At 48.4% G+C, this 26,151-nt stretch carries 25 protein-coding genes and 2 pseudogenes; all 27 read right to left on the bottom strand.

The features are described 5' to 3' along the window. Positions 1–9: 9 nt before the first annotated feature. The 27 genes and pseudogenes from ACO9K6_RS06225 to ACO9K6_RS06095 all read right to left on the bottom strand — a co-directional run bounded on the left by ACO9K6_RS06225 (position 10) and on the right by ACO9K6_RS06095 (position 26,070). The gene (locus tag ACO9K6_RS06225) at positions 10–1,212 is read right to left on the bottom strand and encodes an acetylornithine transaminase (protein ID WP_424766670.1); all 1,203 of its coding nucleotides are present in this window, start codon (positions 1,210–1,212) and stop codon (positions 10–12) included. Positions 1,213–1,216: 4 nt separating this feature from the next. Further along, positions 1,217–2,002: an acetylglutamate kinase gene (gene argB, locus ACO9K6_RS06220; RefSeq protein ID WP_424766700.1), complete on the bottom strand. Its 786-nt coding sequence runs from the start codon at positions 2,000–2,002 to the stop codon at positions 1,217–1,219. A 50-nt stretch (positions 2,003–2,052) separates the two neighbouring features. Then, a complete protein-coding gene (argJ, locus tag ACO9K6_RS06215) occupies positions 2,053–3,294 on the bottom strand; it encodes a bifunctional ornithine acetyltransferase/N-acetylglutamate synthase (protein ID WP_424766669.1) in 1,242 nt (413 codons plus the stop codon). A 41-nt stretch (positions 3,295–3,335) separates the two neighbouring features. Beyond that, positions 3,336–4,385 (bottom strand): N-acetyl-gamma-glutamyl-phosphate reductase, encoded by a 1,050-nt coding sequence (gene argC, locus ACO9K6_RS06210; RefSeq protein ID WP_424766668.1) that lies wholly within the window; start codon positions 4,383–4,385, stop codon positions 3,336–3,338. Positions 4,386–4,619: 234 nt separating this feature from the next. Then, positions 4,620–5,504, bottom strand: a complete 885-nt coding sequence (locus tag ACO9K6_RS06205) for a YitT family protein (RefSeq protein ID WP_424766667.1) — start codon at positions 5,502–5,504, stop codon at positions 4,620–4,622. Positions 5,505–5,634: 130 nt separating this feature from the next. Continuing rightward, positions 5,635–6,742 (bottom strand): peptide chain release factor 2 gene (gene prfB, locus ACO9K6_RS06200; RefSeq protein ID WP_424766666.1). Its coding sequence is split into 2 segments (ribosomal slippage): positions 5,635–6,669 and positions 6,671–6,742, totalling 1,107 coding nucleotides; the frame shifts between segments, so codons are not numbered across the junction. 68 nt (positions 6,743–6,810) lie between these two features. After that, positions 6,811–9,318 (bottom strand): preprotein translocase subunit SecA, encoded by a 2,508-nt coding sequence (gene secA, locus ACO9K6_RS06195; protein WP_424766665.1) that lies wholly within the window; start codon positions 9,316–9,318, stop codon positions 6,811–6,813. Between the two features lie 142 nt (positions 9,319–9,460). Then, positions 9,461–10,006 (bottom strand): ribosome hibernation-promoting factor, HPF/YfiA family, encoded by a 546-nt coding sequence (hpf, locus tag ACO9K6_RS06190; protein ID WP_424766664.1) that lies wholly within the window; start codon positions 10,004–10,006, stop codon positions 9,461–9,463. Between the two features lie 229 nt (positions 10,007–10,235). After that, positions 10,236–10,433 (bottom strand): cold-shock protein, encoded by a 198-nt coding sequence (locus ACO9K6_RS06185; protein ID WP_424766663.1) that lies wholly within the window; start codon positions 10,431–10,433, stop codon positions 10,236–10,238. 258 nt (positions 10,434–10,691) lie between these two features. After that, positions 10,692–11,030 (bottom strand): hypothetical protein, encoded by a 339-nt coding sequence (locus ACO9K6_RS06180; RefSeq protein ID WP_424766662.1) that lies wholly within the window; start codon positions 11,028–11,030, stop codon positions 10,692–10,694. Continuing rightward, positions 10,990–11,415, bottom strand: a complete 426-nt coding sequence (gene fliS, locus ACO9K6_RS06175; RefSeq protein WP_424766661.1) for a flagellar export chaperone FliS — start codon at positions 11,413–11,415, stop codon at positions 10,990–10,992. Before fliS ends, ACO9K6_RS06180 begins: the two co-directional genes overlap by 41 nt. 3 nt (positions 11,416–11,418) lie before the next feature. After that, positions 11,419–13,221 carry a flagellar filament capping protein FliD gene (gene fliD, locus ACO9K6_RS06170; RefSeq protein WP_424766660.1) on the bottom strand — a complete coding sequence of 601 codons (1,803 nt, stop codon included), beginning with the start codon at positions 13,219–13,221 and terminating at the stop codon, positions 11,419–11,421. A gap of 26 nt (positions 13,222–13,247) precedes the next feature. Then, the gene (locus ACO9K6_RS06165; RefSeq protein ID WP_424766659.1) at positions 13,248–13,661 is read right to left on the bottom strand and encodes a flagellar protein FlaG; all 414 of its coding nucleotides are present in this window, start codon (positions 13,659–13,661) and stop codon (positions 13,248–13,250) included. Positions 13,662–13,845: 184 nt separating this feature from the next. Continuing rightward, complete coding sequence (locus tag ACO9K6_RS06160; RefSeq protein WP_424766658.1) at positions 13,846–14,040, bottom strand: YjfB family protein; 195 nt, start codon at positions 14,038–14,040, stop codon at positions 13,846–13,848. 24 nt (positions 14,041–14,064) lie between these two features. Next, the gene (locus tag ACO9K6_RS06155; protein ID WP_424766657.1) at positions 14,065–14,433 is read right to left on the bottom strand and encodes a hypothetical protein; all 369 of its coding nucleotides are present in this window, start codon (positions 14,431–14,433) and stop codon (positions 14,065–14,067) included. A gap of 72 nt (positions 14,434–14,505) precedes the next feature. Next, a pseudogene (locus ACO9K6_RS06150) lies at positions 14,506–14,781 on the bottom strand (flagellin); the annotation flags it as partial. Positions 14,782–17,189: 2,408 nt separating this feature from the next. Beyond that, a pseudogene (locus ACO9K6_RS06145) lies at positions 17,190–17,604 on the bottom strand (flagellin N-terminal helical domain-containing protein); the annotation flags it as partial. Positions 17,605–17,725: 121 nt separating this feature from the next. Beyond that, positions 17,726–17,968 (bottom strand): carbon storage regulator CsrA, encoded by a 243-nt coding sequence (csrA, locus tag ACO9K6_RS06140; protein WP_424766656.1) that lies wholly within the window; start codon positions 17,966–17,968, stop codon positions 17,726–17,728. 1 nt (position 17,969) lies between these two features. Continuing rightward, on the bottom strand, positions 17,970–18,368 hold the full coding sequence (gene fliW / locus ACO9K6_RS06135; RefSeq protein WP_424766655.1) for a flagellar assembly protein FliW: 399 nt from the start codon (positions 18,366–18,368) through the stop codon (positions 17,970–17,972). A gap of 102 nt (positions 18,369–18,470) precedes the next feature. Beyond that, entirely contained in the window at positions 18,471–19,037 is a 567-nt protein-coding gene (locus tag ACO9K6_RS06130; protein ID WP_424766654.1) for a DUF6470 family protein, read from the bottom strand. Between the two features lie 10 nt (positions 19,038–19,047). Further along, on the bottom strand, positions 19,048–20,019 hold the full coding sequence (gene flgL / locus ACO9K6_RS06125) for a flagellar hook-associated protein FlgL (protein WP_424766653.1): 972 nt from the start codon (positions 20,017–20,019) through the stop codon (positions 19,048–19,050). Between the two features lie 26 nt (positions 20,020–20,045). Continuing rightward, positions 20,046–21,605 carry a flagellar hook-associated protein FlgK gene (gene flgK / locus ACO9K6_RS06120; RefSeq protein WP_424766652.1) on the bottom strand — a complete coding sequence of 520 codons (1,560 nt, stop codon included), beginning with the start codon at positions 21,603–21,605 and terminating at the stop codon, positions 20,046–20,048. A gap of 18 nt (positions 21,606–21,623) precedes the next feature. Beyond that, the gene (locus ACO9K6_RS06115) at positions 21,624–22,127 is read right to left on the bottom strand and encodes a flagellar protein FlgN (protein WP_424766651.1); all 504 of its coding nucleotides are present in this window, start codon (positions 22,125–22,127) and stop codon (positions 21,624–21,626) included. A gap of 6 nt (positions 22,128–22,133) precedes the next feature. Next, positions 22,134–22,400, bottom strand: a complete 267-nt coding sequence (gene flgM, locus ACO9K6_RS06110) for a flagellar biosynthesis anti-sigma factor FlgM (protein ID WP_424766650.1) — start codon at positions 22,398–22,400, stop codon at positions 22,134–22,136. A 108-nt stretch (positions 22,401–22,508) separates the two neighbouring features. Continuing rightward, positions 22,509–22,928 carry a TIGR03826 family flagellar region protein gene (locus ACO9K6_RS06105; RefSeq protein ID WP_424766649.1) on the bottom strand — a complete coding sequence of 140 codons (420 nt, stop codon included), beginning with the start codon at positions 22,926–22,928 and terminating at the stop codon, positions 22,509–22,511. A gap of 113 nt (positions 22,929–23,041) precedes the next feature. Continuing rightward, positions 23,042–23,950 (bottom strand): ComF family protein, encoded by a 909-nt coding sequence (locus ACO9K6_RS06100; protein WP_424766648.1) that lies wholly within the window; start codon positions 23,948–23,950, stop codon positions 23,042–23,044. Then, the gene (locus tag ACO9K6_RS06095; protein WP_424766647.1) at positions 23,947–26,070 is read right to left on the bottom strand and encodes an ATP-dependent helicase ComFA; all 2,124 of its coding nucleotides are present in this window, start codon (positions 26,068–26,070) and stop codon (positions 23,947–23,949) included. The genes ACO9K6_RS06100 and ACO9K6_RS06095 overlap by 4 nt, the downstream gene beginning before the upstream one ends. Between the last annotated feature and the right edge of the window lie 81 nt (positions 26,071–26,151).

Here is a 26,151-nt window from a genome sequence, read left to right as displayed (position 1 = left end):
AAGCCCTATTTATACTGCAGACCGTTTCGCTTCCAGCAGCTCTGCCAGGATTGTAACCGCCGTATCAATCTCTTCCTCAGTGACGAGCAAATTCGGTAATAAACGAATGACGTTTGGCCCCGCTGAGATGACGATCAAGCCGCGCTCCTGCGCCTCGTTCAAAATCGCCGCAATCGGCTCCGCGCATTCGATGCCCACGAGCAGGCCAAGTCCCCGAACCTCCCGCACAAAATCATTCCCCGCCAGCTTCTCGCGAAGCTGCGTCACTAAATATTCGCCTTTCTTCGCCGCTTGCCCGGACAACCCCTCGCCTACTATCGTCTCCAGCGTCGCTTTTACGACCGCCGTTGCAATGGGCGTTCCGCCGAATGTCGAGCCATGCGTGCCTGCCGTAAAGCCTTCGCGCAGCTTTTCCTTCGCCGCCATTGCACCAACAGGGAAGCCGCTTCCGAGACCCTTCGCCATCGTAAAGATGTCAGGCTCGATGCCGTAATGCTCGTATGCAAACAGCTTGCCCGTACGACCCATACCCGTCTGAATCTCATCGGCAATAAGCAGGATGCCATGCTTTTCACATATAGCGGCGACTCCTTGTATGTAAGCCGGATCCACTGGATAAATACCGCCTTCGGCCTGCACCATCTCAAGCATAATGGCCGCTGTCTTATCGGTCACAGCTGCTTCCAGCGCTTCGAGATCATTGAACGGAATCGTTCGAAAGCCTTCGGGCAATGGAGCAAAGCCTTCCTTCACCTTCGCTTGGCCCGTTGCGGTAAGTGTAGCCAGCGTACGTCCGTGGAATGATTGTTCGAATGTAATGATTTCATAACGTCCATTGTTGAGCACCTTCTGGTTATAACGGCGAGCAAGCTTCATCGCCGCTTCGTTCGCTTCCGCGCCCGAGTTGCAGAAAAACACTGCATCGGCGCAGCTGTTGTCGGTAATAAGCTTAGCTGCCTCCGCTTGGTTCGGGATATGAAATAAATTAGATACATGCCATAGCTCATCCAACTGCTTAATTAGGGCTTCTTTAATTTGCTTAGGCGCATGCCCTAGGTTCGTAACCGCAATACCGCTCATAAAATCAAGATATTTGTTTCCCTGATCATCCCATAGCCAGCTGCCTTCACCCTTTACGAGTGCGATCGGATATCTGGCATAAGTCGGGAACAACGACTGATTCGCTGCAGTTGCCGTTTGTGTCTCGCTCATTTCCTTACACCTGCCCTTCGTTGGTTTGCACGATGCGCGTACCTACGCCGCCCTCGCGTACCGCCCTCGTCAGCACGCCTGGCTCCTCGCCGCTGACGATCACGACCTCGCGAACGCGTCCTTGAATGCATTGAATGGCCGCTCGCACTTTAGGAATCATACCGCCATAGATTTCCCCGCTCGTGATCATCGCTTCGATATCCTCAACCGTCGCAACAGGCAGTACCTGCTTTACACCATCGACCGTTTTCAAAATGCCCGGAACATCCGTCACCACAATCATCCGCTCCACGCCAAGGTGGGACGCAACCGCTCCGGCAGCCGTATCCGCATTAATATTGTAGCGCTGCCCCTCAGCGTCTATCCCGATCGGCGCTACGACCGGAATATAGCCCATTCCCATGACGCCCTCAATGATCGCAGCATTAACATCGGTCACGTCTCCGACAAAGCCAATTTCATCCGAATTGCTCACTGGCTGAGCCTGAATGAGCATGCCGTCCACACCCGAGAGTCCGAGCGCTTTCGCGCCGTTCGTTTGAATTTTGCGTACGATTTCTTTGTTGATGCGGCCAGCAAGCACCATTTCCACGACATCCAGCACAGCGTCGTTCGTCTTGCGGAGGCCGTTCACAAATTCCGTTTCAATGCCAAGCTTGCTGAGCGTCTCCGAAATCGCCGGACCGCCGCCGTGCACGATAACCGGACGCACGCCTGCCGCCTGCAGCTCGCGCAGCTCATCAAAAAAGCTATTCGGAAGCGCCGCCAGCGTGCTGCCTCCGCATTTCATTACAAACCGTTGCTCCGTCACTATTCCATAACCTCCAGCATCCACTTTGATTACGTGCGATATGCCGCGTTAATGCGAACGTAATCGTACGTTAAATCACAGCCCCAAGCCGTTGCCTTGCCATCGCCGTTATGAAGATCAACGCGAATGACAACGGTATCGCCCTTCAAATATTCCAAAGCAACCTCTTCGTCAAATACGACCGGACGGGATTGCTCTAGTGTCAAAATATCACCCAGGCGGATATCGACTGTCTCCGGATTAACCGGCTGACCCGCGCGGCCGACTGCCGCAATAATACGGCCCCAGTTCGCGTCAGCGCCGAATACCGCGGATTTGACAAGCGAGGATCCGATAACCGTCTTCGCGATGGCCTGCGCCGAGTCATCGCTGACCGCTCCGTTCACCTGTACCTCAACGAGCTTCGTGGCTCCCTCGCCATCGCGCGCGATCGCCTTCGCGAGCGCCTCGCACACATGACGTATCGCCGCTGCGAATGCTGCCCAGCCCTCGTGCTGCGGCGTTAGCTCTTTATTCCCCGCAAGACCGCTGGCCATCGCTACGAGCATATCATTTGTGCTCGTGTCGCCATCCACCGTAATCATATTAAAAGTCATGTCTGTCGCCTGGCGCAGCACTTGCTGCAGCGCCTCGCTGCCGATTGCGGCATCCGTCGTGACAAAGCCGAGCATCGTAGCCATATTCGGGTGAATCATGCCGGAGCCTTTGGCCGCACCCGCCACATGGACGCGCTGACCGTCGAGCTCAAGCTCTACACATATCATTTTTTGGACAAGATCCGTTGTTAGAATTGCTTGGCAGAAATCGTCAGCGCCTGCGCGATTGCCTTGCAGCGTCTCCGGCAGGCCGTCAATCCCGCTGCGCACCTTATCCATCTTCAGCAGCTCGCCAATAACGCCTGTCGACGCAACCGCCACATCCGCAGCCGCTACGCCAATCGATTCTGCGAAGCGGGCGCGCATCTCGTATGCATCAGCCTCGCCCTGCTTCCCTGTGACTGCATTCGCATTGCCGCTGTTCACGAGCACCGCGCGCAGCATGCCGCCTTCCCCGATGCTCTCGCGCGTAACCTGCAGCGGCGCCGCTTGAAACACATTCGTCGTATACACGCCCGCCGCCGCTGCCGGCACCTCACAGACGATTGCGCCAAGATCGTGGCGCGTTGTTTTTTTGAGGCCGCAATGCAGTCCTCCAGCCTTGAAGCCCTTAGGCGTCGTTATCGAGCCGTCTGCGACGACCGAGAACAATGATTCCGTATTCCCCTGTCCCATGGTAGAATCGATTCTCCTTCGCATGTATGAGTCTATTTTATTTAAGGATAAACCGGAACGAACTGCAGACCGAGCGTCTCATCCCAGCCCATCATTAGATTCAGGTTTTGGATCGCTTGGCCGGCCGCGCCCTTCACAAGGTTATCAATAACCGACACGATCGTTACCCGGCCTGTGCGCTTATCGACCGCAAAGCCGATATCGCAATAGTTCGAGCCCCAAACTTCCTTCGTAGCCGGCCACTGGCCTTCCGGTCTGACCCGCACGAACTTGCGGCCTTCATAATAGGAGCGGTACAGCTCGATAAAATCGTTAGTGCTCCGTTCACCCTGAACGCTCGCATACATCGTTGACATAATCCCGCGTGTCATCGGAACAAGATGCGTCGTAAAGGTCGTTACGACCGGCTCCCCGGCAGCGTCAGACAATACCATTTCAATTTCTGGAATATGCTGGTGCTGGTTAAGCTTATAAGCTTTGAAATTCTCATTCAGTTCAGAGTAATGAGTACCAAGTGAAGCACCGCGTCCCGCACCGGAGACACCTGATTTCGCGTCGATAATAATCGTCGAAGGGTCTATCCAGCCTTCCTTCACCGCAGGGAGAAGACCAAGCAGCGTAGCCGTAGGATAACAGCCCGGATTCGAAATAAAAGGCGCGTTAAGCACCTGATGTCCATAAATTTCTGCGAGGCCGAATACCGCTTGCTGCAAATAAGCTTGATCCGCAGCAGGCTTTTTATACCACTGCTCGTAGAGCTCCGTTGATTTCAAGCGGAAATCACCAGATAAATCAACAATCTTGAGTCCCGCCTCCAGCAGCTGCGGCACAAGCTTGGATGCCACGCCCGCCGGAGTCGCCAGAAATACGACATCCGCCTTCTCCTTAATCGCCGCAGGCTCAACATCGTCCAGCAGCTCCTCACGAATGCTAATTAAATGAGGATATCCTTCCGTAATTGGCGTTCCAGCGCTGGAGGATGAAATGACCGAGGTCACCTCCGCCAGTGGATGGGAAGCCAGCAATCGGATAAGCTCTACGCCGCCGTAGCCTGTCGATCCGATTATCGCAATTTTCACCTTTGTACTCATCATAATCTCTCCCCGATGCTGGACGCTGCATGGCGCCCCCAAAAATCATTGGCAAGCCTGCTGCAGCTCCATCTATTGCTCTTTCCGTCAGTGGAAAGGTTGTCAACATCTTCAACTTATTATTGTACAGCATTCGGCAGTTGATGGAAATATGCGTAATGTTCCGTATTATTATACAATCGAATTCATAATAATACAACGCACTTTTGACGTTCTTTTTTGGAAGAAAACCATTCAGCTCTCCAGCTTAAATCCTTGCCCAAGCACCTCCGCCGTATTGCTTATGATGACAAAAGCACCCGGATCAATCGCACGCACAAGCTGCTTCAGCTTCGCCACCTCGTTCTGCCCGACGACCACCATAAGCACCGTCCGTCCCGCGCCCGTATACCCGCCATGCCCGTCCAATCTGGTAAGGCCCCGGTCAAGATCATGTAATATGGCCGAGGCCACAGTCTCGGAATGATCGCTAATAATAAAGGCAACCTTGGACAGCTGAAGGCCGCTTTGCACAAAGTCGATCGTCTTGCTCGTGACGAACAGCCCGATAAGCGCATACAGCGCAATTTCCGGTGAAATGATGAACCCGGCTGCAGCAATGACCAGCCCGTCAAAGCAAACCACAGCCAAGCTAAGCGGAAGACCGGTATACCGGTGCAAAATCTGCGCCGCCAGATCGACGCCGCCCGTGGAGCCGCCGCCGCGAAACACAAGACCCAGCCCCAGACCAACGCCAATCCCGCCGTAAATGGCGGCAAGCAGCGGATTATCGGTCGGTGAAGGCCAGCCATCCGTCAGCAGCACAAATAACGGCAGCAGAATGGAGCCTAATGCCGTTTTGAGGGCGAAGCGTCTACCGAGCAGCCATAGTCCAGCTAGAAAAAGAGGAATATTGATGGCCCATTGTGTAAGCGCGGGCGTAAGTCCGGTTAAGCGCTGCACCAGAATAGACACGCCTGACACGCCTCCCGAGGCTATGCCATTTGGCACCATAAACATATTGAAGCTAATCGCAACAATAACAGAACCGATCAGCAATTGAACGACACTCCAAATGGACAGTGCCCGCGGACTGAGCCTGCGTCCGCCTTTTCTCCTTCTTTCCGGTGTTTCCTTCATCGATCCTATCTCCTTCGCCTGTGCCAGCTCGATTTACTCTATTCGCAAAAAGAAGAGTTCCACACCTAGGCAGTGTAAGAACTCTTCATCAAAGCTATTCATCAACAGTCACTCACTGGTCACTTACTGATTAATCATGCCGAATCTGATGGCGCAAATAACCATCGATAAACGCATCGATATCTCCGTCCATTACCGCGCCGATATTGCCGGTTTCCACCGATGTGCGGTGATCCTTGACCATGCTGTAAGGATGGAAGACGTAGGAGCGTATTTGGCTGCCCCAAGCAATGTCGGATTGCTCGCCGCGAATTTCCGCAAGGTGCTTCATCTGCTCTTCAATCTTCCGCTCATACAGCTTCGACCGGAGCATCTTCATCGCCCGCTCGCGGTTCTGAATTTGCGAACGCTCCTGCTGACAAGCAACAACGATTCCCGATGGGATATGCGTAATACGAATCGCCGACTCCGTCTTATTCACGTGCTGTCCGCCCGCTCCGCTGGCCCGGTACGTATCCACCTTCAAATCCTCGGATCTGATCTCGATCTCGATATCATCATCGATTTCCGGCATCACATCGCATGAGGCAAATGAGGTATGGCGACGACCCGCGGAGTCGAATGGAGATATGCGCACAAGCCTATGAACGCCTTTCTCCGCTTTCAGATAACCATAGGCATTGAAACCTTTCACCAAAATCGTCACGCTCTTGATACCCGCCTCATCGCCCGGCAAATAATCGAGCAGCTCGACCTTAAAGCCCCTCTTCTCCGCCCAGCGCGTATACATACGGTACAGCATCAAGCCCCAATCCTGGGATTCGGTGCCGCCTGCACCCGGATGCAGCTCCAAAATGGCGTTCAATTTGTCATAAGGCTGATTGAGCAGCAGCTGAAGCTCAAAATCACTAACTTTGCTCATTAGCGCCTGAACGCCGCTGACAACATCCGCTGCCAGCGACTCATCGCTTTCCTCTTCCGCAAGCTCCAGCATCATCTGCAGCTCCTCCTGCTCGTTGTTCAGCCGGTCGTAATGCTCGACAACCGACTTCACCGCATTGAGCTCGGAAATAACGCTTTGCGCTTTCTCATTATCGTCCCAAAAATCAGGAAATGTCATCTTCTCTTCAAAATTCGCAATGATCTCCTGCTTCAGATCTAAGTCAAAGAGACCCCCTGAGTTCTTGGAGACGCTTCGCCATTTCACGCAGGTCCTGTTTCACTGTTATGTCTATCATAGCGTTCGCTTCACCTCAAAATAGTCATTCTTCTCATTACCGTATGCTCTCTCAGCAAGAACTGCTCCTTACTTGCCGTGGCATTGCTTATACTTCTTGCCGCTGCCGCATGGACAAGCATCGTTACGGCCCACGCGCTCATCGCGCTTCACAGGACGTTTCTCCTGCGCTTCTCCGCCGCCGCTAGTTGTGGTCGTTTGTCCTTGAGCCACCTCTTGACGCTCCAGGTTGCTCTCGACTCGCGCCTTCATAATATATTTCGTAACTTCCTCTTGAATATTCTCGATCATTTCCTTGAACATTTCGAAGCCTTCAAATTGATATTCGCGCAGCGGGTCAGTACCGCCGTAAGCGCGCAAATGAATACCTTGACGAAGCTGATCCATCGCATCGATATGATCCATCCACTTGCTGTCTACGGCCCGAAGCACAACGACCTTCTCGAACTCGCGCATCGTTTCAGGCCCAAGCTCTGCCTCGCGCTCATCATAATAACCAATGACTTTATTGTTAAGGTAGTCGATGATTTCTTCCTTTTCCTTGCCCCATAGCTCATCCTTCGTCAGCGACCCTTCTGGAAGGAAGGTCGCATGCGCATAATCGACGACAGCCTGCAGATCCCACTCCTCCGGAATATCCTCGGAGCAATGCGCTTCGACAATTCGGTCAATAACCGGCTTGATCATCTCCATAACCTCTTGGCGAATATTTTCCGAGCCAAGAATGTCGCGGCGCTGCTTATAGATAACCTCACGCTGCTGGTTCATCACATCATCATATTGAAGGACGACCTTCCGAATGTCGAAGTTATTACCCTCAACGCGCTTCTGTGCGGACTCGATCGCCCGTGAAATCATACGGCTCTCGATAGGCTGATCCTCATCCAGGCCAAGCCGATCCATCATACCCATAATATTCTCTGAACCGAAGCGGCGCATTAGCTCATCCTCAAGCGACAAATAAAACTGCGAGGAGCCCGGATCGCCTTGACGGCCGGCACGACCGCGAAGCTGATTATCAATCCGTCGGCTCTCATGCCGCTCCGTACCGATAATATGCAAGCCGCCGATATCGGCAACCGTATCGCCCAGCAAAATATCCGTACCGCGCCCAGCCATGTTCGTCGCGATCGTAACCGATCCCGCTTGACCTGCGCGTGAGATGATTTCCGCTTCTTCGGCATGGAACTTTGCATTCAATACCTTATGCGGAACCCCTTTGCGCTTCAGCATATCGGAAAGCTTCTCGGAATTTTCGATCGAAATCGTACCGACGAGCACCGGTTGATTTTTGCTGTGGCGCTGCACGATTTCTTCCACTACCGCTTTAAACTTGCCGCTTTCGGTTTTATAGACGACATCCGCGATATCCTGACGAATCATCGAACGATTCGTTGGCACTTGAATAACGTCCAGTCCATAGATCCGCTTGAACTCTTCTTCCTCCGTCTTTGCCGTACCGGTCATACCCGCCAGCTTGCGGTACATACGGAAGTAGTTCTGGAAGGTAATCGTCGCGAGCGTCATGCTCTCATTCTGAACCTTCAGCTGCTCCTTCGCTTCAATCGCTTGGTGCAAGCCGTCGCTGTAGCGGCGTCCAGACATGAGACGTCCGGTAAACTCGTCGACAATGACGACCTCGTCATCCTCAACCACATAATCGACATCGCGTTTCATAATAAAGTTAGCTTTCAGCGCTTGCTGAATATGATGGTTAAGCAGCACATTCGCATGATCAAACAAATTCTCGATGTGGAACGCCTTCTCCGCTTTCTCCACGCCTGCTTCTGTCAGCATAACGCTGCGCAGCTTGATATCAATCGTGAAATCCTCTTCCGGCTTCATACGGCTGATAAAACGATCCGCAGCAAAATACAGCTCCGTCGACTTCGCAGCTTGCCCGGAAATAATGAGCGGAGTCCGCGCCTCATCGACCAGAATGGAGTCCACCTCATCGATAATCGCGAATTGCAGCGGACGCTGAACCATTTGTTCCTTGTAAAGCACCATATTATCACGCAAGTAGTCGAAGCCAAACTCATTATTCGTACCATACGTAATATCACAGGCATAAGCAGCCTGCTTCTCATCATGGGATAGACCATGCAGGTTACAGCCCACGGTCATGCCAAGGAAGCCGTACAGCTGTCCCATCAGCTCGCTGTCACGCTGCGCCAAGTAATTGTTGACCGTAACGACATGCACGCCTTTGCCAAGCAATGCGTTCAAATAGACCGGCAGCGTTGCAACGAGTGTCTTCCCTTCACCCGTTCTCATCTCGGCGATCTTGCCTTCGTGGAGGACCATGCCGCCCATCAGCTGTACATCAAAATGACGCATGCCAAGCGTACGCTTCGATGCTTCTCTCACCGTTGCAAATGCTTCCGGAAGCAGCTTGTCTATCGTCTCGCCTTTTTCGATTCTTGCTTTAAACTCATCCGTTTTGGCGCGAAGCGCCTCATCAGATAATCCCGTAAATTTTGATTCCATTGCATTTATTTCATCTACCGTCCGCTGGAGCCGTTTTACTTCGCGCTCGTTTGGATCACCGAATATCTTTTTCACTAGTCCGAGCATAATGTTCCCCTTTCGTAATGACGCCTCAATGCATTAAATTGTATCAGTTTGTCGAGTTTGCCGCAACGAGGACCCGGGTAAATGAAAAAGCCCCCCTCCAAATTAAGGAGAGAAGGCTCTCTGAATTAAGTAATGATTGCGGTTAGCCTTGTTCAATTAATCCATATTTCCCGTCGCTGCGCTTATAGACAACGCTTACTTCTTTGTTGTCGATGTTCGCAAATACGAAAAAGCTATGTCCTATCATATTCATTTGCAAAATCGCTTCCTCCACGTCCATCGGCTTCAAGGCGAAGCGCTTTGTACGTACAAGCTCCAGCTCATCTTCCTCTTCAATGACGCCAACCGCTGAGCCTTCATCCGTGAACAAGGCGCGAACGCCGCTGCCTTGGCGGAATTTACGGTTGACCTTCGTTTTATGTTTGCGAATTTGTCGTTCGAGTTTGTCCACAACCACATCGATGGAAGCGTACATATCCTCGCTCTTCTCCTCGGCTCTAAGCATGACGCCAGGGAGCGGAATGGTTACCTCTACAGTATGTTTGCCTTTCGTAACGGATAACGTTACATTTGTTTCGGAGGCGACTGGAGATTCAAAATACTTGTCCAGCCGGCTGAGTTTCTTTTCGACGTAGTCTCTCAATGCGTCTGTCACTTGAAAGTGTTGACCTCGAATGTTGTAATTCATGTGGAACTCCTCCTTTACATGCGCTTATTATATCATATGTCAGTGGGCGGAGTAAAATTGTTTTTAGTTTATTTTGAATTTTCAAACAAAAGAGTACTATAGTACTAGGAGGTTTGAGAGAGGGGAATTTCCATGAAAAAAAACAAAGAAAAAAGCTCCGGAAGTCCGGAGCTGGGTGTAAGTCGAATCTAATATGATCCCTATATAGGGTGGCTGGATCAGCCAATAATTACAGTTTGACTACGTTAGCAGCTTGTGGGCCACGAGCGCCTTCAACAATATCGAATTCAACCGATTGACCTTCTTCGAGCGTTTTGAAACCATCGGTTTGGATCGCGGAGAAATGAACGAATACGTCGCCGCCTTGATCAGTCTCGATAAATCCATAACCCTTCTCTGCGTTAAACCATTTCACTTTACCTTGCATGTGCAAACATTCCCTTCATCTTCAAATACTGTGAGGCATCGCTTCGTATAACCCACAATTTGACTATAACACCCACTTCACGGAATTGTCAAACAATTTGTTGTAAGCGAATTCATTCAAGACGGGACAAGGGTTTACGGCTTGGCGGATCGTGTCGAATCATCGTATGTCGATTTAGGGGTGAGATGATACTTTAGTTATTTTTAATCCAAAAAAGCCACCCGCAGGTGGCCCATTATGCTTTGCTTTAGTAAAATTTTATCGTTTCGTGTCAAAAAACAAACTGTCATCGCCGTATGAGCCTGAATCATACTTCGATTTTGATTGCTTGCCTATATTGATCTTGTTGATCTCGTGATTAGCCTCATTGCGCAGCACCGTCATTCTGCCTTTAATAACGGCATCCATTTCTGTTATACGCAAGACTAAAGCGCGTGTATCTGTGTCATGCTCGCGAACAGGTGGTAATTGCTGCAGTTCAGCAAATAACATCTCTCTTTCCTGCATGTAGCGCTCCATATCCTCAAGCTTGCTGTTATCCAGTCGCGCGATCAACTCAGACGACAGTTGATTGAGTTGGTTTAAAAGTGCTTCCATTCGCTTGTCCTGCTAACTGATTGTATTGTTTGGCAGCTTGAAACCATGTTTCTTTCAGCTCAATGAGATGACCTAGAACCTCTTCGGCAGGTACCACATCTTTTTTTATATTTGATTCAACTAGCCTAGCATTGAAATATTCATATAATCGCAACAAATTTTCAGCAATGGGAGATGTCCGATCAAGCGTAATAATGAATTCATTAATTACGTCCTGCGTTTTCAACAAGAACTTATTCGCATCCGAGTATCTTTTTTCCTTTATGGCTTCTACACCCTGACGGCAAAAACGAATTCCACCGTCAATTAACATAATGAGAAGCTGTGCCGGAGTAGTTGTCTGAACCGTCGATTGAAGGTACTTGTTCGATTGTTGTAATTGCATTTATTATCCTCCTAGGCTAAATTGCTGTGTTAGCCATGCGCTTTGGGAATTCATTTGACTAATATACTTTTCCATCGCAGTGAACTGTTGGTAGTAGCGGGTTTCCATTCTCTCTAACCGCCTGGTGAGATTAGCCATCTGATCGACTAGTCGCTTACTTTCGATACCCATTGAATAATTCGTTTCAATCGTTGTTAAAGTTCCTGCTTTATCCGTGATTTGTTTAAATAATTCTGCAACCTTGTTGTGCAAACGAGTTGCGATGCCATCATTTGACTCTGTAGCCCCGTCAGCCGTAAACAAAGCCATCACTTCATCTGGATTATTTGTGATAGCATTTTTAAGCTTTGTTTCATCGATATACAGTTTACCACGGTCCGCATAGGAACCCGTTATTGAAGTACCTGTAATATTGCTGTTTGAAATTCCGATATCGGCTAAGTTTTGTAATTGTCCCTCTGGTAGCCCGCTAACCGAATCCAGAAAAACTTGACGGAGTGAATTTAAACCGGATTTCAACATTCCGTCGTTTGCAAGCATTCCATTTCTGGCACGTTCTTCCCATTTCTTGATCTCGTCTTCACTTAACTCTTCACGTTCAGCATCCGTAAGCGGCTGGAAATCACGTTCTTTCTTTTCCAGCAATTCTTTATTAACCTCTTCTACAAGCGAGTTATATTTCTCAACAAATTTCTTAACGGTTTCAACGACTTTATCGACATCTTGAGTCACAGATATATTAACCGCTGTTGCATTCGTTTGTGTTGCAGTAAAGGTCATTCCTCCGAAGGAAAAAGTATTAGAGTCATACTTTGCCTTAACGCCGTTAACATGAACCTGTGCACTTGTACCTTTAACATCAATTTTCGGATTGTTTGTTTGAGGTGAAACTAATCCAAGTGATGCAGTCAGACCGTTTGTCCCTGAAAATGATAATGGCTTCGTCGCATCATTATTATAGAAGGCTAATTTCCCTTCTCCATTTAAGTAGGCTTGCACACCTACGTCTTTCATCTTGTCATTAATCTCATCAACCAACTGCCCAATTGTTGTTGAACTTGTTATATCATAGTCATAATTTTTTCCGTCCATCTTAATTTGAAAGGATTTTGTTCCTACTAAACCACCATTAATTTTAGCTGATTCTGATGTAAAGCTAGTAGTACCATCCAGAGCACTAGTTTTGAAAATGGAGTTCAAGTTCTCACCATTCGTGAGCTCCATACTTATGTTCGAGGATGCTCCCGTTTTAGAAGATGTAAAGAACAAGCGATCCATCGTGGAATCGTAAGTAACTTTAACTCCCGTTTTGGACGATTCATTATTAATCGCAGTGACCAGCTGACCCAATGTATTCGTTATCTTCACATCTATAGCAGCCGTTCCTTTATCCCCACTAATCTTCAATTGTGTATCTGCAACTAAACCCAACGAAGCGACAGTTTTGGAATCACCAGAATCACCTGCCAAGTCTCCCGTGTTGAATGCCGCAGTCTTTGCCAATCGATCAACTTTTATCGAATATTGTCCTTCATTTGCAGCTGAACTAGCTGTTACGGAGACTATGTTCTCCTGTGAAGATGTGACCTTTTTCGTTAAATAGCTCGATTGTAATTTCATATCGAATGCTACATTTCGAAATTCTAAAATTTTATTATTTATCGATCGGTAATCATCACGTTTCCATTCAAGCAACTGCTTCTTCTGTTTCATCTTATCCATCGGAATCCGCTGTGCACTCATAAGTTGCTTAATGATATCATCAGTATTCATACCGGATGCAAGACCACTGATACGCATAGACATAGCTTACACTCCTTCCACGTGATACTTCATATCTTCTCGTCAATTAATATACCGGCCATCTCCCAGAGCTTTGCAACAAAATCCAATGTCTTTTCCGGAGGGATTTCGCGAATAACTTGACCGGAATCTCTGTCCAACACTTTGACGGCTATCATCTTAGTCTTTTCGTGTACATTAAATTCCAGTGATGTTGTTTTTCCTTCAGCAGCCTTAATTGCCCGTTCAATAGCTTTAACTATTTGTTCATCGCTTACTGTGTAATGCTCACCACGCAGTTCTCTCTGCTTTAGCTCACCTATATTCGTAATTGCAGATAAATTTATGGAAGTCTGAGCTGCGGTACCCTGCATATTCGTAATGGTAGGTTCTGTTGATTTGTTCCCTGATGCCAAGCGATCAGCCTGCCCGCTAGTACCAGTGATCGATGTATGGATATTCATCACAAATCGCCCCCAATAATAATATTCTAACTTATTTATCGGATAAATAATGTTAAATCATTAGAGTATGCGGAAAAGAGATTCTCCCTTTACCACAACTACACAGCTTTTTAGTTACAATAAAAAAAGACTTCTCCATTGAGAAGTCTTGAGGTATAAGCTGCATTGGTCCATATTAAGACCTCTATATTCTAATATCGATTGAACTTCCCAAATAGGGCCGAACAGATTGCTCCATAGCCTTTACTTGACCTAGCATATCTGCCACACTAGCCGCATTTCCATTGGCTGAATCCATGGCGATCTTCATCGTTGCCAGGCTTGCATCCTGCTTGATACTAGAGTGACTCATCGCCATTGATAAAGCTGCAATATCCATTTAGATCACCGCTTCCATTAGGTTTTAAGACAAAATATAGGGTCGAAATGTAACTTCCAACTCAGCATTCAATCCCTTAAAGCTTGGGAGTAAATTTAACTGAATACCCTCCAGGGCTTTCCCTCTATTCCCTTGCTCATACGAAGAAACAACATGTTCGATGGCATTACGCAATTGATTCATAGTCTCTTCCAGCTGATGGCCCGAAAGCTTAGAGATGAACCCCTGCAATGACTTTTCGATTTGGTAGAAACCATTCACAAGGTCATCCATCAATCGAATCGTTTCTTCAAAAGCACCCTCATTTAGTCTGACTGTGATGTGCTCTAACGCTTCTAAGCAGCCTTCGGACAGCTCAATTGTCCTTTTCATGACATCTACATGTTTTTCCATATCATTACCTCATTTCAGGGTATGAGAAAAGGGACTCTAGAGAGTCTAGAGTCCCCTTTCGTAAGACTAATATTAACGAAGCAATTGAAGCACGCCTTGTGGCTGTTGGTTTGCTTGTGCAAGCATAGCTTGAGCCGCTTGTGAAAGAATGCTGTTCTTCGTTTGAGTCATCATTTCTTTAGCCATATCAACGTCACGAATACGGGATTCAGCCGCTGTCAGGTTTTCAGAAGATGTGTTCAAGTTGTTGATTGTGTGCTCCAGACGGTTCTGGAATGCACCCAGTTTGGAACGTTGAGCAGATACCGCTTCAATTGCATCGCTTAGAACGCTGATTGCAGCAGTTGCCTTTTCAGTAGTTGATAGATCTAATGAGAACTCAACATTCTTTGTGGATGTACCGTCAGTTACATTGGCAGTGCTTACGTAGGATGCGACTGCACCATCCTTCGCTTTAACTGTTGATGCCGTACCGTCACCAGAAATAGCAAGTGCTTCGGAACGCATGTCGCCAACGTTGATGTTAATAGATTGTCCGCTGTTCGCGCCTACTTGGAAGGAAGTAGAGTAGTCACCTTTCGTTGAAGTCGTTAATTCAACTTTAGGAGCCGTTGTGTTGCCAATTTTTTGATCCAACTGCAGCTTGCCATCAGCTGATACAGAAGCTGTATACAATTGGTTTAGACTAGCATTTTTGTTGATAGCGTCAGACAATGCTTGTGTTTGGGCAGCAGAGCTGCCAGCTTCTTTAATTGCAGTGCCGTTATCGTAACCAACGTGTGAATCTTTGTCAGAAACAGTAATTGTTTGACCGTCGATGGAGATCGATGCACCATTAGTCAACAATTCACTTGCATCAATGGAATATTGTCCATTAACACCAGTTGCACTAACACTCAGATCAGTCGTTTTCAGGTCAGTGCCCGTTGCAACATTTTCAGTGATACTGATTGTGGAACCTGTTGCGGAAGCAGTGAAGCTGTCTTTCAAGCTTGAGTTAAGGTTGATGGCATCAATCAAGCTGGATGCTTGAGAAGATGTATTTCCGCTGTTTACGTTGAACTCACCCTTAGTAGAGTCTGCGCCGCTTTCAACAGCTTTAAATACTTGACCTTTAATAACTACATTGTCACCAGCTGCAAATGCTTGATCGATGTTCAATGTGTAGTTACCTTTAACCTCTTCAGTTCCGCCTACCAATGTGCTTGTACCTTTAACAATGTTGTTGCCAACAGTTGCTGTATCCCAGCTACCAGAACCTGTTGCTGTGTACTTCGAGAAGTCGTGCCCGCCAACATTACCAAGAGCTTGGATTGCTGCTTCAATTTTGGCAGCAGTATTCTCAGATGCATTGTCGGAAGCCAAGTAAATAGTCAGATCACCATTATTACTATCAACAGTTAATGAAGCAGCGTTTTGCGCTGTTATACCGCCAGTAAATGAGATAGTGCCTGTAATTGGTGTACCGCCAGTTGCGGCCGCTGTAATTGGAGTTGATGCAGTTATTGTTCCTGAATTAAAACCAGCGCCAGTCAAGCCAGCAGTAATTGCAGTAGCAATCGATCCGGATTGAACAGTATTAGCAGCAGTATTATCCAGATTACCTGTAACATTCAATGTTTGCGTCTCAGCATCCCAAGTCGATGTTAATGCTGAGGCTGAACCTGTATTTGTCATGTTAAAAGAAATTTTAACGCCATTTAACTCAGTATTATTATTCGCAGCTGTTAAAACTAAACCATTTGTAGCCCCTGCAGTAGATGTAGCTGTAGCGGCTGTACCAGTTGCACCAGCTAAAGATCCCTGGACAATAGTAACTGTTTTCAGGTTTTGACCGCCAGCATTTGTAATAGTCAACTTATCATTCGTACCGCTTCCTGCTGCTGTAGGCGCTGCAAGATTAACACCTGTTGCTTGACCTGTATTTTCTACTAATTTTATTGTGTTCACAGCACCAGGAGCAGTTGCTGTAAATCTTGCACTCAAGTCTGCATCTGCTTGAATAGCAGCTAGTAAGGATGCCGCTTGAGCATTCTCTGTAGGGGCTGTAGTAGAGTTAGCTGCAATTACAAATTCACCATTAGCTGCATTCGCTGCACCAATTACACCAGTAAATGTCTTACCGCCAATAGTGATCGTGTCGCCTGCTTCTTCAAAGGCTTTGGTAATATCGAATGAAAAATCGCCAAGAACTTCAGCTTTACCACCTGTAAGAGTTCCTGAGGTTGCAATGCTTGAAAGGGTAGTTTCAGTGCTTGTTGGTACTTTTGCAGTGAAAGCTGTAATTGGTCCTGTAGGAGAGGCAACTGTCCCTGTTCCAGCTGCAAGTCCGTTAGTGATCTCATTATAAAGTTCCCCACGATTTGTTGCGAGTGAATTACCAGAAGCATCCGCACCTATCGTAATTGTGTAGGTATTTCCTGCCAGGGCAGCAGTGGAAGTAGAACCAGCTGCACCTTGTACAATCTCAATCGTTTTCCCGTTAAGCGTATTGCCTACGGCAGCAGCTTCAAAAGTAATTCCATTCGCAACGGTTACAGTTGCCTTTTGTCCAGCAGTACTAGCTGTGTCTACTGTTAAAGCGGACAAAACACCTGTTGCAGCGCTAGTAGATGCTTGAACTGTTGCAGTGGAATTAACACCTACTACGCTCTTAGCTACAGTAGTTAGGTCAGACACCACACCTGCTGCTGCTCCGGTTTCACCTGCTGCTACTGTTGTAGTAGCTGCTGCAGTCGTAACAGCTGGAGCTGTTTTACCTTTTAGTAGGTTCTGTGTATTAAACTCAGTCGTGTTACCGATACGGTTAATTTCAGAAGTCAATTCATTCATTTCGGACTGGATTGCACCACGGTCAGTTTCTGTGTACGTTCCGTTGGATGCTTGTGTAGCCAATTCTTTCATGCGTTGAAGAATGTCGTGAGTTTCGTTTAGCGCGCCCTCAGCTGTTTGGATTAATGAAATACCATCCTGCGAGTTACGTGACGCTTGTTCCAAACCGCGAATCTGTCCACGCATCTTCTCAGAGATTGCAAGACCTGCTGCATCGTCGCCTGCACGGTTGATCCGAAGACCCGAAGCTAGTTTCTCCATTGATTTGGATTGTCCAGCAGAAGCGCTTGATAACTGACGATGAGTGTTAAGTGCTGCGATGTTGTGATTAATAATCATGAAATATTTCCTCCCTGAAAGCTCTATTATCCGCATCCTTGCGGAAGCTTACAGTGATAGGTCGGCCGCCCTATCACCTTGCTAATATATATATCGACAGCATTCTGCTTTTCTTTATAGCTTATTTTAAAAAATCAGGCATTTCTTTTAATAATTTTGTCATTTCATTTAATGGTATTGCTTTTTGTACCGCTTCACGATTAGCAGCTTGAATGTTCAAATAAATTTCTTTTCGATATATATCTACTTCTTTAGGTGCCTGAATGCCGAGCTTTACATTTTCACCCTCAACACCCAAAATAATGACTTCAATATTGCCGTTAATAATAATCGATTCGTTGCTTTTTCGAGATAAGACTAACATTTCATCCCCTCCTTAGACGAACAAGCGGTGAGCGAGAGCTATATTCACTATTATGTAATATTAGCTGTTTTCCGATTTTTTTATTTCTATTAATAATTATTGGAGCCAGTAAATTAATCGTAGCTTGCGATGGCTCGGACGGCATCGTTACGATAGACCATACTTCGACATCCTCTTCGGTTAATATGTCCAGTTCCTGCTTTGTCGACTCAGATAATTCGACTTCGTACTCTGGATTAAAATAAAAGGGACTTGCTACTAGAAAAGAAATGTCGTTGTCCTCTACAGACTGCATCAATTTAATTGGAAGCTCGCCTTCTACGGAAACAAATCCAAATTGATAATATTGCTCGAATCCAGGAATTCCTTGAGCAAAGTATATGATCGAAAGATTATTCACTTTCATGTTCCTCCTCTTACCTGTTCCTAATATGGTTTGCAAAAACAAAAACTATAGACCTCATTCACAGTTTTCACTTGAGAGGGCTATAGCTTCACAAAATTATATGAGTTCGTTGATTTGCGGAGGTGTTATTTGTAAACTGGGATGCTGTTGCATATATATATCCAGCTTTCCACGTTCATATTGGATAATCGGTCGATTTATTTGTGCATGAATCTCTACACGGCCTGGTGTTGTTTCGATCGATAACTGTCCAGGAGTATAATTAACATCAACATTGTCTGTTGATGCTTCCCCGCGAAAATCAAATTCTGGAAATGTCCTTTGCCAGTCAAGGGCCATTTCCGCGATCGGATTCCCTCCCAAATGAATATCAGCCATCCGATTGCCCTTCTCCACAATACGGGCTAACCCTTGCAACGCCATGTCGGAAGCCATAGAATAAATTTTACTCATCGTCTCTAAACTGTTCCCGAGACCAAGAGCATCCCAAGCTCGGTCTTGATTGATATCAAGCTGTCCTTTTGGTTGCGATATTGATTGTACTGCTTGATTCTGTTTTATTTCTAATGTTGCTTTTGGCTGTTCTATAGATTGCTTTCCCATGTCAGCATCAATGCCGATTTTTGCGTATTGCTGACGAATTTGAATCTGAGGAATTTGCACCTATATACACCTACCTTAAGAAATCGACCAAACTTGGACGTATAAGCTGTGCTCCAACCGACAGTGATGCTTGGTAAACATTTTCTTCTGTTTTTAAATTTGTAATAACCACTGACATATCGGCATCCTCCGTCTTAGCTTGAACCGTTTGCAGGTTGATGTTAATGTCGCTCAACCGACTTTCGATAATCTCAACACGATTCACTCTAGCTCCAACCTCTGCTCGTTTCGTCAGCATCGTGTTTATTCGAGTATCCATTTGATCAAGCATCTTTGATACTCCTTTTTGGTCACCAGAACCCAACATGTCATATGCGCGCTGAAGCAGTAGAAACACATTATCACTACTCTCCAGTTCTTCTTGAGTAGCTGCCGGATCAACACTCTCACCGAATACTTCGTTACCGAGTATATTAATTTTTAAGCTCATTCCCGCAGATAACTCATATTTTATAGAACCCGTATCTGTACTTACTTGGTATGCTTTCAATTTTGGCGGCTCAACCAGCAAATCAACTGTGTCATCAAGAGTAACAGCAGGATACGGCTTTTCACCAGTCAATTCACCGTTAAACACCTGTTTTCCGTTGAATTGACTGTTTCCAATTTCGACCATTTGGTTGTACAGTTGGGATATTTCCGTCTTAATTGAATCAAGACTTGTTTGCTCTAACGTACCGTTAGCACCCTGTACCAACAATTCCCTCGCACGTTGCATCACATCTCCAGCTTGACCGATCGTTGTATCTGTATACTCAAGCATGGACAAAGCCGAACCGACATTGCTTGTATATTGATTATTCGCATCCAATTCGCTTCTGTAACGGAGCGCGAAAGTGATACCAACTGGATCATCAGAAGGTTTGTTGATCTTCATACCTGTTGACAGTTGGTTTTGCAGATTGTTCATGCGTCCGAGATTGTTAGATATATTACGCAGAAGCTGCGTATTCATCATCGATTGCGTTACGCGTAAAGACATAAATTGTCACCTCCATATGTTTAGATTTAGAGACCAACGCGACCCATTCCGTTAATCACTTTATCCAATATTTCATCAATCATCGTCATATTACGAGCAGCAGCATTATAGGCATGCTGATATTTAATCATATTGGACATTTCTTCATCTAAGGATACGCCGCTGACGGATTGTCTGCGAGATTCGACCTGCTCCACGATAATTTGCTGGTTGGCTTGCATACGTGTTGCTTCTGCAGCCTGTACGCCAAGCTGCCCGACCACGGAGCGGAAATACGCGTCTACCGTATTCCTGTTCTTGCCTTCCCCTGAATCGAAATCAAAGCGTGTGTCTCTCATTTGTGAGAACAATACGGCTAAAGAGTTATTTCCGCTTATAACACTTTCAGATCCATCCGTATTTATGGTCACGCGCATCGAGCTGGCAATGAGATTAGAATTAGCCACAATTGCCGGGTTTAAGGCAATATTTCCTGCGTTTAAACCAGCCGTACTGCCCTCACTGTCCGTAAAGAACGGCAAGCCCGCTTCATCCCCAGCAAGGTTGTAACCCAGTTGGTGAAGCCCGTTTAGACCATTAACCGTCACTCTTGTATCTTCCGTCAAAGTGCGATTAGCACCCGTGTAGGTCACATTATTCAGCACAGTACCCTCTGGGAGCACCGATCCTTTCGGAAGCGTAATTTCGAATTCACCCATTGCCATCGTTTGAACCATTTTGTCCAGCTCGTTAATATAACCCTCTACAAAATGATCCCTGGAATGAATCGTTCCGTATATGGCCCCGCTGTTCAGGTCCCCCGATTCAATTGCGGCTGAAATAGTTGCCATATCGATTGGCGTCCCCGTGGATCCTTGTACAAGCTCCGTACCGCCCATTGTTATTCTGTAGCCATTCGCTTGATCCTCTACACGAATATTAATAAGCCCCGACAAATCATCTGTAAGAAGATCTCGCTGATCTCTCAGATCATTGGCGCTGTCACCGAGTCCCTCTACCCTTCGAATCTCTCCGTTCAGTTGGGCAATGCTAGTCGTAAGGGAATTTACCGTCGTGAGATTAATCTCTACGTTTTCCGTCAAATCTGACTTCAAATCGCCAAGCTGCTTAGCCGTATAGTTAAAAGCATCAACCATCGCCATCGTCTGTTCCATGACAACCTTGCGACCGTCTGCGTTTTCCGGATTTTTAGTCAAATCGGACCAGGAATTCCAGAAGTTCGAGATAATTGTACGCAAACCCGTGTCACTCGGCTCGTTCACGATTCCCTCAAGCTTGGATAGCGTGTCTAATTGCACGGTAAAATTTCCATGCGATTTATATTCATTGCGGAACTGATTATCTAGAAACTTCTCTCTAACACGAGTAATAGAGCTCGCCTCAACGCCGGTGCCAAGCTGTCCTGCCGCAGCCGATTTGGAAAACCCGACTGCATCAATCGGTCTAGAGGCCGTCATGTTCACCACTTGACGCGAGTAACCGGCCGTATTAGCGTTAGCGATGTTATGTCCGGTCGTATTCAGAGCCGATTGAGTCGTGAACAAGCTTCGCCGCGCCGTCTCTAACCCATGAAATGTGGATGCCATAATCATTTCCCTCTCTTCTTACGTTCTTATATTAAAACGACTGTTCCGATTATTGGCCATCCCCTGTACAGCACGATGGTAAGTCACGTCTTCTTCCTCCGGGCCAAGCAGCAGATCCTGCGTAAAATGCAAATATTCCAATGTCATTTTGACTAGCTGCTGGTTAAACTCGTTAATGTCCTGGAGCTCATGGATGACTGCCGAGAGTTCTTTCCATTTGTTCTGCAGCTGCTGCTTCTCCTCTGCATGAAAAACGGCTTGAATGAGCTTTTCCATCTTGAAGGAGCGCTGTCCGGTCACTTTCTGCGAGAGCATATACTTGCCAACAAGGAAGGTGCGTCTCTGCTCAAGCTCCAAAATATGCTCAAGCAATTTCTTCTCCTTGCCGGCAATATAAGATATGGTCTCGATGCTGTTCTTCGTGATGGCTTCTGTCTTGGCCTTGCCGTATTCAATCAACTGCCGATGCTCGTCCAATAGCTCTTGCAGGATTGCAAGGATTTGCTGAATGTACTCGTTCATAGCGGATTACTCCTTCAAGTAAGGAAGCAGCTTCTCAGCGATTTTGCCGGCTTCCACATGATATGTTCCCGATGCGACAGAACGTTTTAGCTGCTCGATCTGCTTGCTTCTCTCCGGATCCTGCGCCCGGCTCGTTGTCAGCATCTCTTTCGCGGCTGCCGAAATTTGGACCTCGTCCTTCTGACGGGCTTTGTTCGCTCCGCTTACCCGTGCTTCGTTTTGCTTCTGGTAGTGATGATGTGCGCTGATCCGATTCGTCTCGTTTATTTTCATTTTATCCACCTCTTTATTTAGCAGGAACTAAAAAAGCCGATTACCTTTACAAGTATTATCGGCTTGGGTCATGTGAAATTTTATAGGCATGGGAATATTAGAAAGATTTCATTTGTTGCCCTTATATCTGTCCAGTCCACGGTAGGCGCCGGAGTTCGATTGTGAACGATTAAGCGTATCTTTCTGAGCCAAGTCCTGAATCATCTGCTTCCTGTCCTTCTCTAACCGGTTACGACAATTATCACAGAGGTGATTTTCGCGTATAAGCGTTCCGCACGACTCACAAGGATAGGAAAGATTCGGTGCGTTCACCATGGAGATCCGGCCTTCACGAATGAATTTCGTGATTTGCTTAATCGATACACCTGTTTCATCCGAGAGCTCCGTTATAATTGCACCCTTAAACTCGCGCAAGTAGTTGGCGCAAAGCTCATACTCTTTATCAATTTCACGCATGCACGATGGGCATACATCTCTAAAGTTTTTTGCAAAAAGCTTCCCGCATCGAGGACAATTATCCAGGTTCATTGCAATGCGCCCTCCTTCTTATTCGCTAGTTAATATACTGTTAGGTTTATTTTATACGAAAGCTGTAATTATTTCACTATGAATCTATCCGATTGCCGATTCTTCGACAATATCTAAGAACGCGCCCACGTCAGCACATATATTTCCATAGGCAGCTCCCTATGCTGGCGCAGAACCTGTGAGCACGCTTCTGCTGTGCTTCCCGTTGTATAAATATCATCAATGAGCAATACGCGGAGCATTCGATTTTCTGAAGAAGCACTTGCAGGAGCAGAGGCAGGATGAATGTGCAGCTTCTGGAGCTCGGCAGCATTTATGTTAAAAAGCTGACGCGTATCACGAAGTCTCTCCAGGCGCGTCTTGAAGCTTTGCTTCTCGGTATGCCGCTCGCGGACGAGCAGGTGCAGAAGCGGTAGCTGATAACGGCTTGCAAGCGCAGACGCTAGCTGCTCCGCCTGATTGAAGCCGCGGTCCATCGCCCGCTCCCGGCTGATGGGGACATAGGTAATGGCATGCCAATAGTCAGAATAGCGAGTGTTCTGTTTGGCTCTGCCGCGACCTGCACGACTGTCCGCAGGCTTATCGCAGCGCTGTGCGATGTCATAAGTCATCGCCTCAAAAGCCGGTATCAGCATATCGCCCAGCACAGGACCAAGCTGCTCATTGCCACGATATTTGTATTGGGCGAGAAGCGCCCTCATCGCTTCGTTATATTGCACCGCGCTGCGGTTGTATACAAAAGCATGATGCGGACTGCGGATACAGTCATCGCAGGAAATGCCGCGTCCGCATTTGGAACAGTAGATGCGGGTGAGCCATGGCATTGCGGAGAGGCACGCTCCGCAAGCGGATTGCCGAAGCTGGGTCGGCAGCTGCGGATGGGTATGGCTGGCCGCGCTGCGAGCCGCGCTTTGCGTCTTGCCGCACAGCAGGCATGCGGCAGAGCGCGGAGCGAGCAGCTGCGCGGAGGCGGTGAAAGCGGAGTGCAGCCGCTGAAGCCATGAGGATGGCGAGAGTGTCATCGTTCGCCGCCTCCTTTGGATTTAGGGAGCAAATAGCCTTGCTTGCGCGCTATCCGGTTCATCGTTCGGATATGGCGCACTGCGGCAACCTGCGATTGATTGCGCTCCTTGCTGCAGAAGTAAACCTTTCCATATGGATCGTCGGCTGAGCGCCCTGCTCGACCAGCCATCTGTACCAGGGACGCTTCATCGAAGAGCCGTCCGTCCGCATCCAATATGTATACATCGCTTTTTGGTATCGTTACTCCCCGTTCTAAAATAGTCGTCGTAACTAATATACGAATCTCTCTAGCCCGAAAACGCTTCACCTTGTCCGCGCGCTCGACATCCTGCGAAGAGGTTGCCTCAACCGCTGCATGATTTAAGGCAGCCCGAAGCAGCCTCGCCATCGGCTCGGTTTGCGCGATTCGCTGCACGAATACAAACAGCTGAGCGTCCCTTTGCAGCGACTGCCGCATCGCGGCCAGCAGGTTCGCCGGAAGCTTCCGCTGCTGAAGCATCTGCTTGACCGCTGGTCCAGCCAGCAAACTCGGCACCGGCAGCGGATGGCGATGGTACCGCACAGGAACGCGCGCATATGCAAGCCTCCCGCTCCGCGCTGCACGCTGCAGTTCTCTAGGCGGCGTTGCCGACAGGAGCAGGCGAGGCGTTCCAGGCGCGCAGCTTTTATTCGCCGCATAATGCAGAATGGGATCTCCATGATATGGAAAAGCATCGATCTCGTCTACGATAACCAAATCGAAGCCTTGATAAAAACGCAGCAGCTGATGCGTGGTAGACAGCGTAATATCGCCTGTCTCCCAGCGCTGCTCGCTGCCGCCATATAATGTAACGACAGCAGCTTCGGGAAATGCTTTGCGTATGCGCGGATCAAGCTCAATGACGACATCGCGGCGCGGCGTGGCGATCAGTGCTCTGCCTCCTCTTAGCAGTACGGATTCCACAAGCGGAAATATCATTTCGGTCTTTCCCGCTCCCGTTACCGCCCACAGCAAAAACTCGCGAATCGGCGCTGCTTTTCCAGGTGATTGCTGCACAGGCTTCACCGCCTGCTCCTCCACGAATTGAAGCGCCTTCGCCGCGGCCGCAGTCTGCGCCGGGCTCAGCTTCCACCCCTCCAGCCGCCGCTCCACCGGCGGCAGGCGCACAAGAGCATCCGAAGCGCTCGTCAATCTCGCGCCATCGTCCAACCCTCCGCGCTGCCCGGTAACCAGCAGCTCACATTCCCGGCTTCGCCCCATCCCAATGCATGCCGTGCAATAGGCACACACCCTCCCGCACGCCGCGCATGCTGTGCGGCGCTGCAGCGCCTCGCCGCTCCCGCAGCGCAGACACCTGCGCTCACGCCTGCGGCGTCCCGGGGCGTCCGCTCGCCCGCCTCTCCCGGCGGCGATCGCTCCGCTCAGGCGCACCCGCCCGAGCAGCGAAGCAAGCTGGAGCCATTCGCTCCAGCTCGCCCCGGCGCCGGGCCCGACCGCGCAGGCAAGCAGGGCTTGCGCTTCGCTGCGCAGCAGCGCACGACCCTGCACCACCTCCGCGGCAAGCTTCGCTCCTGCCGTAAGCCCCTCCAGCTCCGCATCACTAATCTCTCGCCCCGCACCGCCATACTCGCTATCTCTTGCTGCTCGCCCCCCGCTGCCATACTCGCTTCCATCCCCCGCTCGCCTCGCCTCTCCGCGCTCGCCTTTAATTGCTCGCTCCCATCTCTCCACCAGGCCAGCCCAATTCTCGTCCCCCAGGCCTCCTCGTTTGCGCCAGCTGCTCCATCGTCTCCACCAGTTATTGCCTGCTGCTTTCTCGCTTTCGCGCGCTTCCCGTTTCGCTTCCTCAACACAACGAGATAAACGTCGAAGCAAATTCGCCTCCAGCTCCAAATAGATGCCCCCTGCCCTTTTTGAAAATCCGTTAACGGATTTCCCCCTTCCGCATTCTCTCTCCCAAAGCTCTGCCGCCAAGCAAGCATCGCCCAGCGGCAGCTTCTCCTTCCACAACCAGCCCGCTTCCGCTTTAACCCCAGCATGCGCACTGCTCATCCAATACCGCTTATCCACTTCCGATTCGATTGTCATCCGAGCCTGCCAGCGACCGTTAACCATGACGATATATACCTGCCCCCGCACCCTCGCTCCCCCTCTCAATCGTTCCCAATAAGGTCCTCTGTTCCACCAAAACACAAAAAAACACACCAAACGACGCAGCAT

It is taken from the genome of Paenibacillus praedii, from assembly GCF_049725345.1.
Classification (GTDB): Bacteria; Bacillota; Bacilli; order Paenibacillales; family Paenibacillaceae; genus Pristimantibacillus.
This window is presented reverse-complemented; position numbering and strand designations above follow the sequence as displayed.

Bases quoted from the DNA above. Each gene is read 5' to 3' on its own strand.
- secA (WP_424766665.1), bottom strand. From the start codon at position 9,318: ATGCTCGGACTAGTGAAAAAGATATTCGGTGATCCAAACGAGCGCGAA.
- fliD (WP_424766660.1), bottom strand. From the start codon at position 13,221: ATGTCTATGCGTATCAGTGGTCTTGCATCCGGTATGAATACTGATGAT.
- ACO9K6_RS06185 (WP_424766663.1), bottom strand. From the start codon at position 10,433: ATGCAAGGTAAAGTGAAATGGTTTAACGCAGAGAAGGGTTATGGATTT.
- ACO9K6_RS06100 (WP_424766648.1), bottom strand. From the start codon at position 23,950: ATGACACTCTCGCCATCCTCATGGCTTCAGCGGCTGCACTCCGCTTTC.
- csrA (WP_424766656.1), bottom strand. From the start codon at position 17,968: ATGTTAGTCTTATCTCGAAAAAGCAACGAATCGATTATTATTAACGGC.
- hpf (WP_424766664.1), bottom strand. From the start codon at position 10,006: ATGAATTACAACATTCGAGGTCAACACTTTCAAGTGACAGACGCATTG.
- argJ (WP_424766669.1), bottom strand. From the start codon at position 3,294: ATGGGACAGGGGAATACGGAATCATTGTTCTCGGTCGTCGCAGACGGC.
- ACO9K6_RS06205 (WP_424766667.1), bottom strand. From the start codon at position 5,504: ATGAAGGAAACACCGGAAAGAAGGAGAAAAGGCGGACGCAGGCTCAGT.
- ACO9K6_RS06115 (WP_424766651.1), bottom strand. From the start codon at position 22,127: ATGAACGAGTACATTCAGCAAATCCTTGCAATCCTGCAAGAGCTATTG.
- flgM (WP_424766650.1), bottom strand. From the start codon at position 22,400: ATGAAAATAAACGAGACGAATCGGATCAGCGCACATCATCACTACCAG.
- ACO9K6_RS06225 (WP_424766670.1), bottom strand. From the start codon at position 1,212: ATGAGCGAGACACAAACGGCAACTGCAGCGAATCAGTCGTTGTTCCCG.
- fliS (WP_424766661.1), bottom strand. From the start codon at position 11,415: ATGCAATTACAACAATCGAACAAGTACCTTCAATCGACGGTTCAGACA.
- flgK (WP_424766652.1), bottom strand. From the start codon at position 21,605: ATGGCATCCACATTTCATGGGTTAGAGACGGCGCGGCGAAGCTTGTTC.
- ACO9K6_RS06165 (WP_424766659.1), bottom strand. From the start codon at position 13,661: ATGAATATCCATACATCGATCACTGGTACTAGCGGGCAGGCTGATCGC.
- argB (WP_424766700.1), bottom strand. From the start codon at position 2,002: ATGAAATGCGGAGGCAGCACGCTGGCGGCGCTTCCGAATAGCTTTTTT.
- ACO9K6_RS06155 (WP_424766657.1), bottom strand. From the start codon at position 14,433: ATGGAAAAACATGTAGATGTCATGAAAAGGACAATTGAGCTGTCCGAA.
- ACO9K6_RS06105 (WP_424766649.1), bottom strand. From the start codon at position 22,928: ATGAACCTGGATAATTGTCCTCGATGCGGGAAGCTTTTTGCAAAAAAC.
- flgL (WP_424766653.1), bottom strand. From the start codon at position 20,019: ATGTCTTTACGCGTAACGCAATCGATGATGAATACGCAGCTTCTGCGT.
- argC (WP_424766668.1), bottom strand. From the start codon at position 4,385: ATGAGTACAAAGGTGAAAATTGCGATAATCGGATCGACAGGCTACGGC.
- ACO9K6_RS06160 (WP_424766658.1), bottom strand. From the start codon at position 14,040: ATGGATATTGCAGCTTTATCAATGGCGATGAGTCACTCTAGTATCAAG.
- ACO9K6_RS06180 (WP_424766662.1), bottom strand. From the start codon at position 11,030: ATGGAAGCACTTTTAAACCAACTCAATCAACTGTCGTCTGAGTTGATC.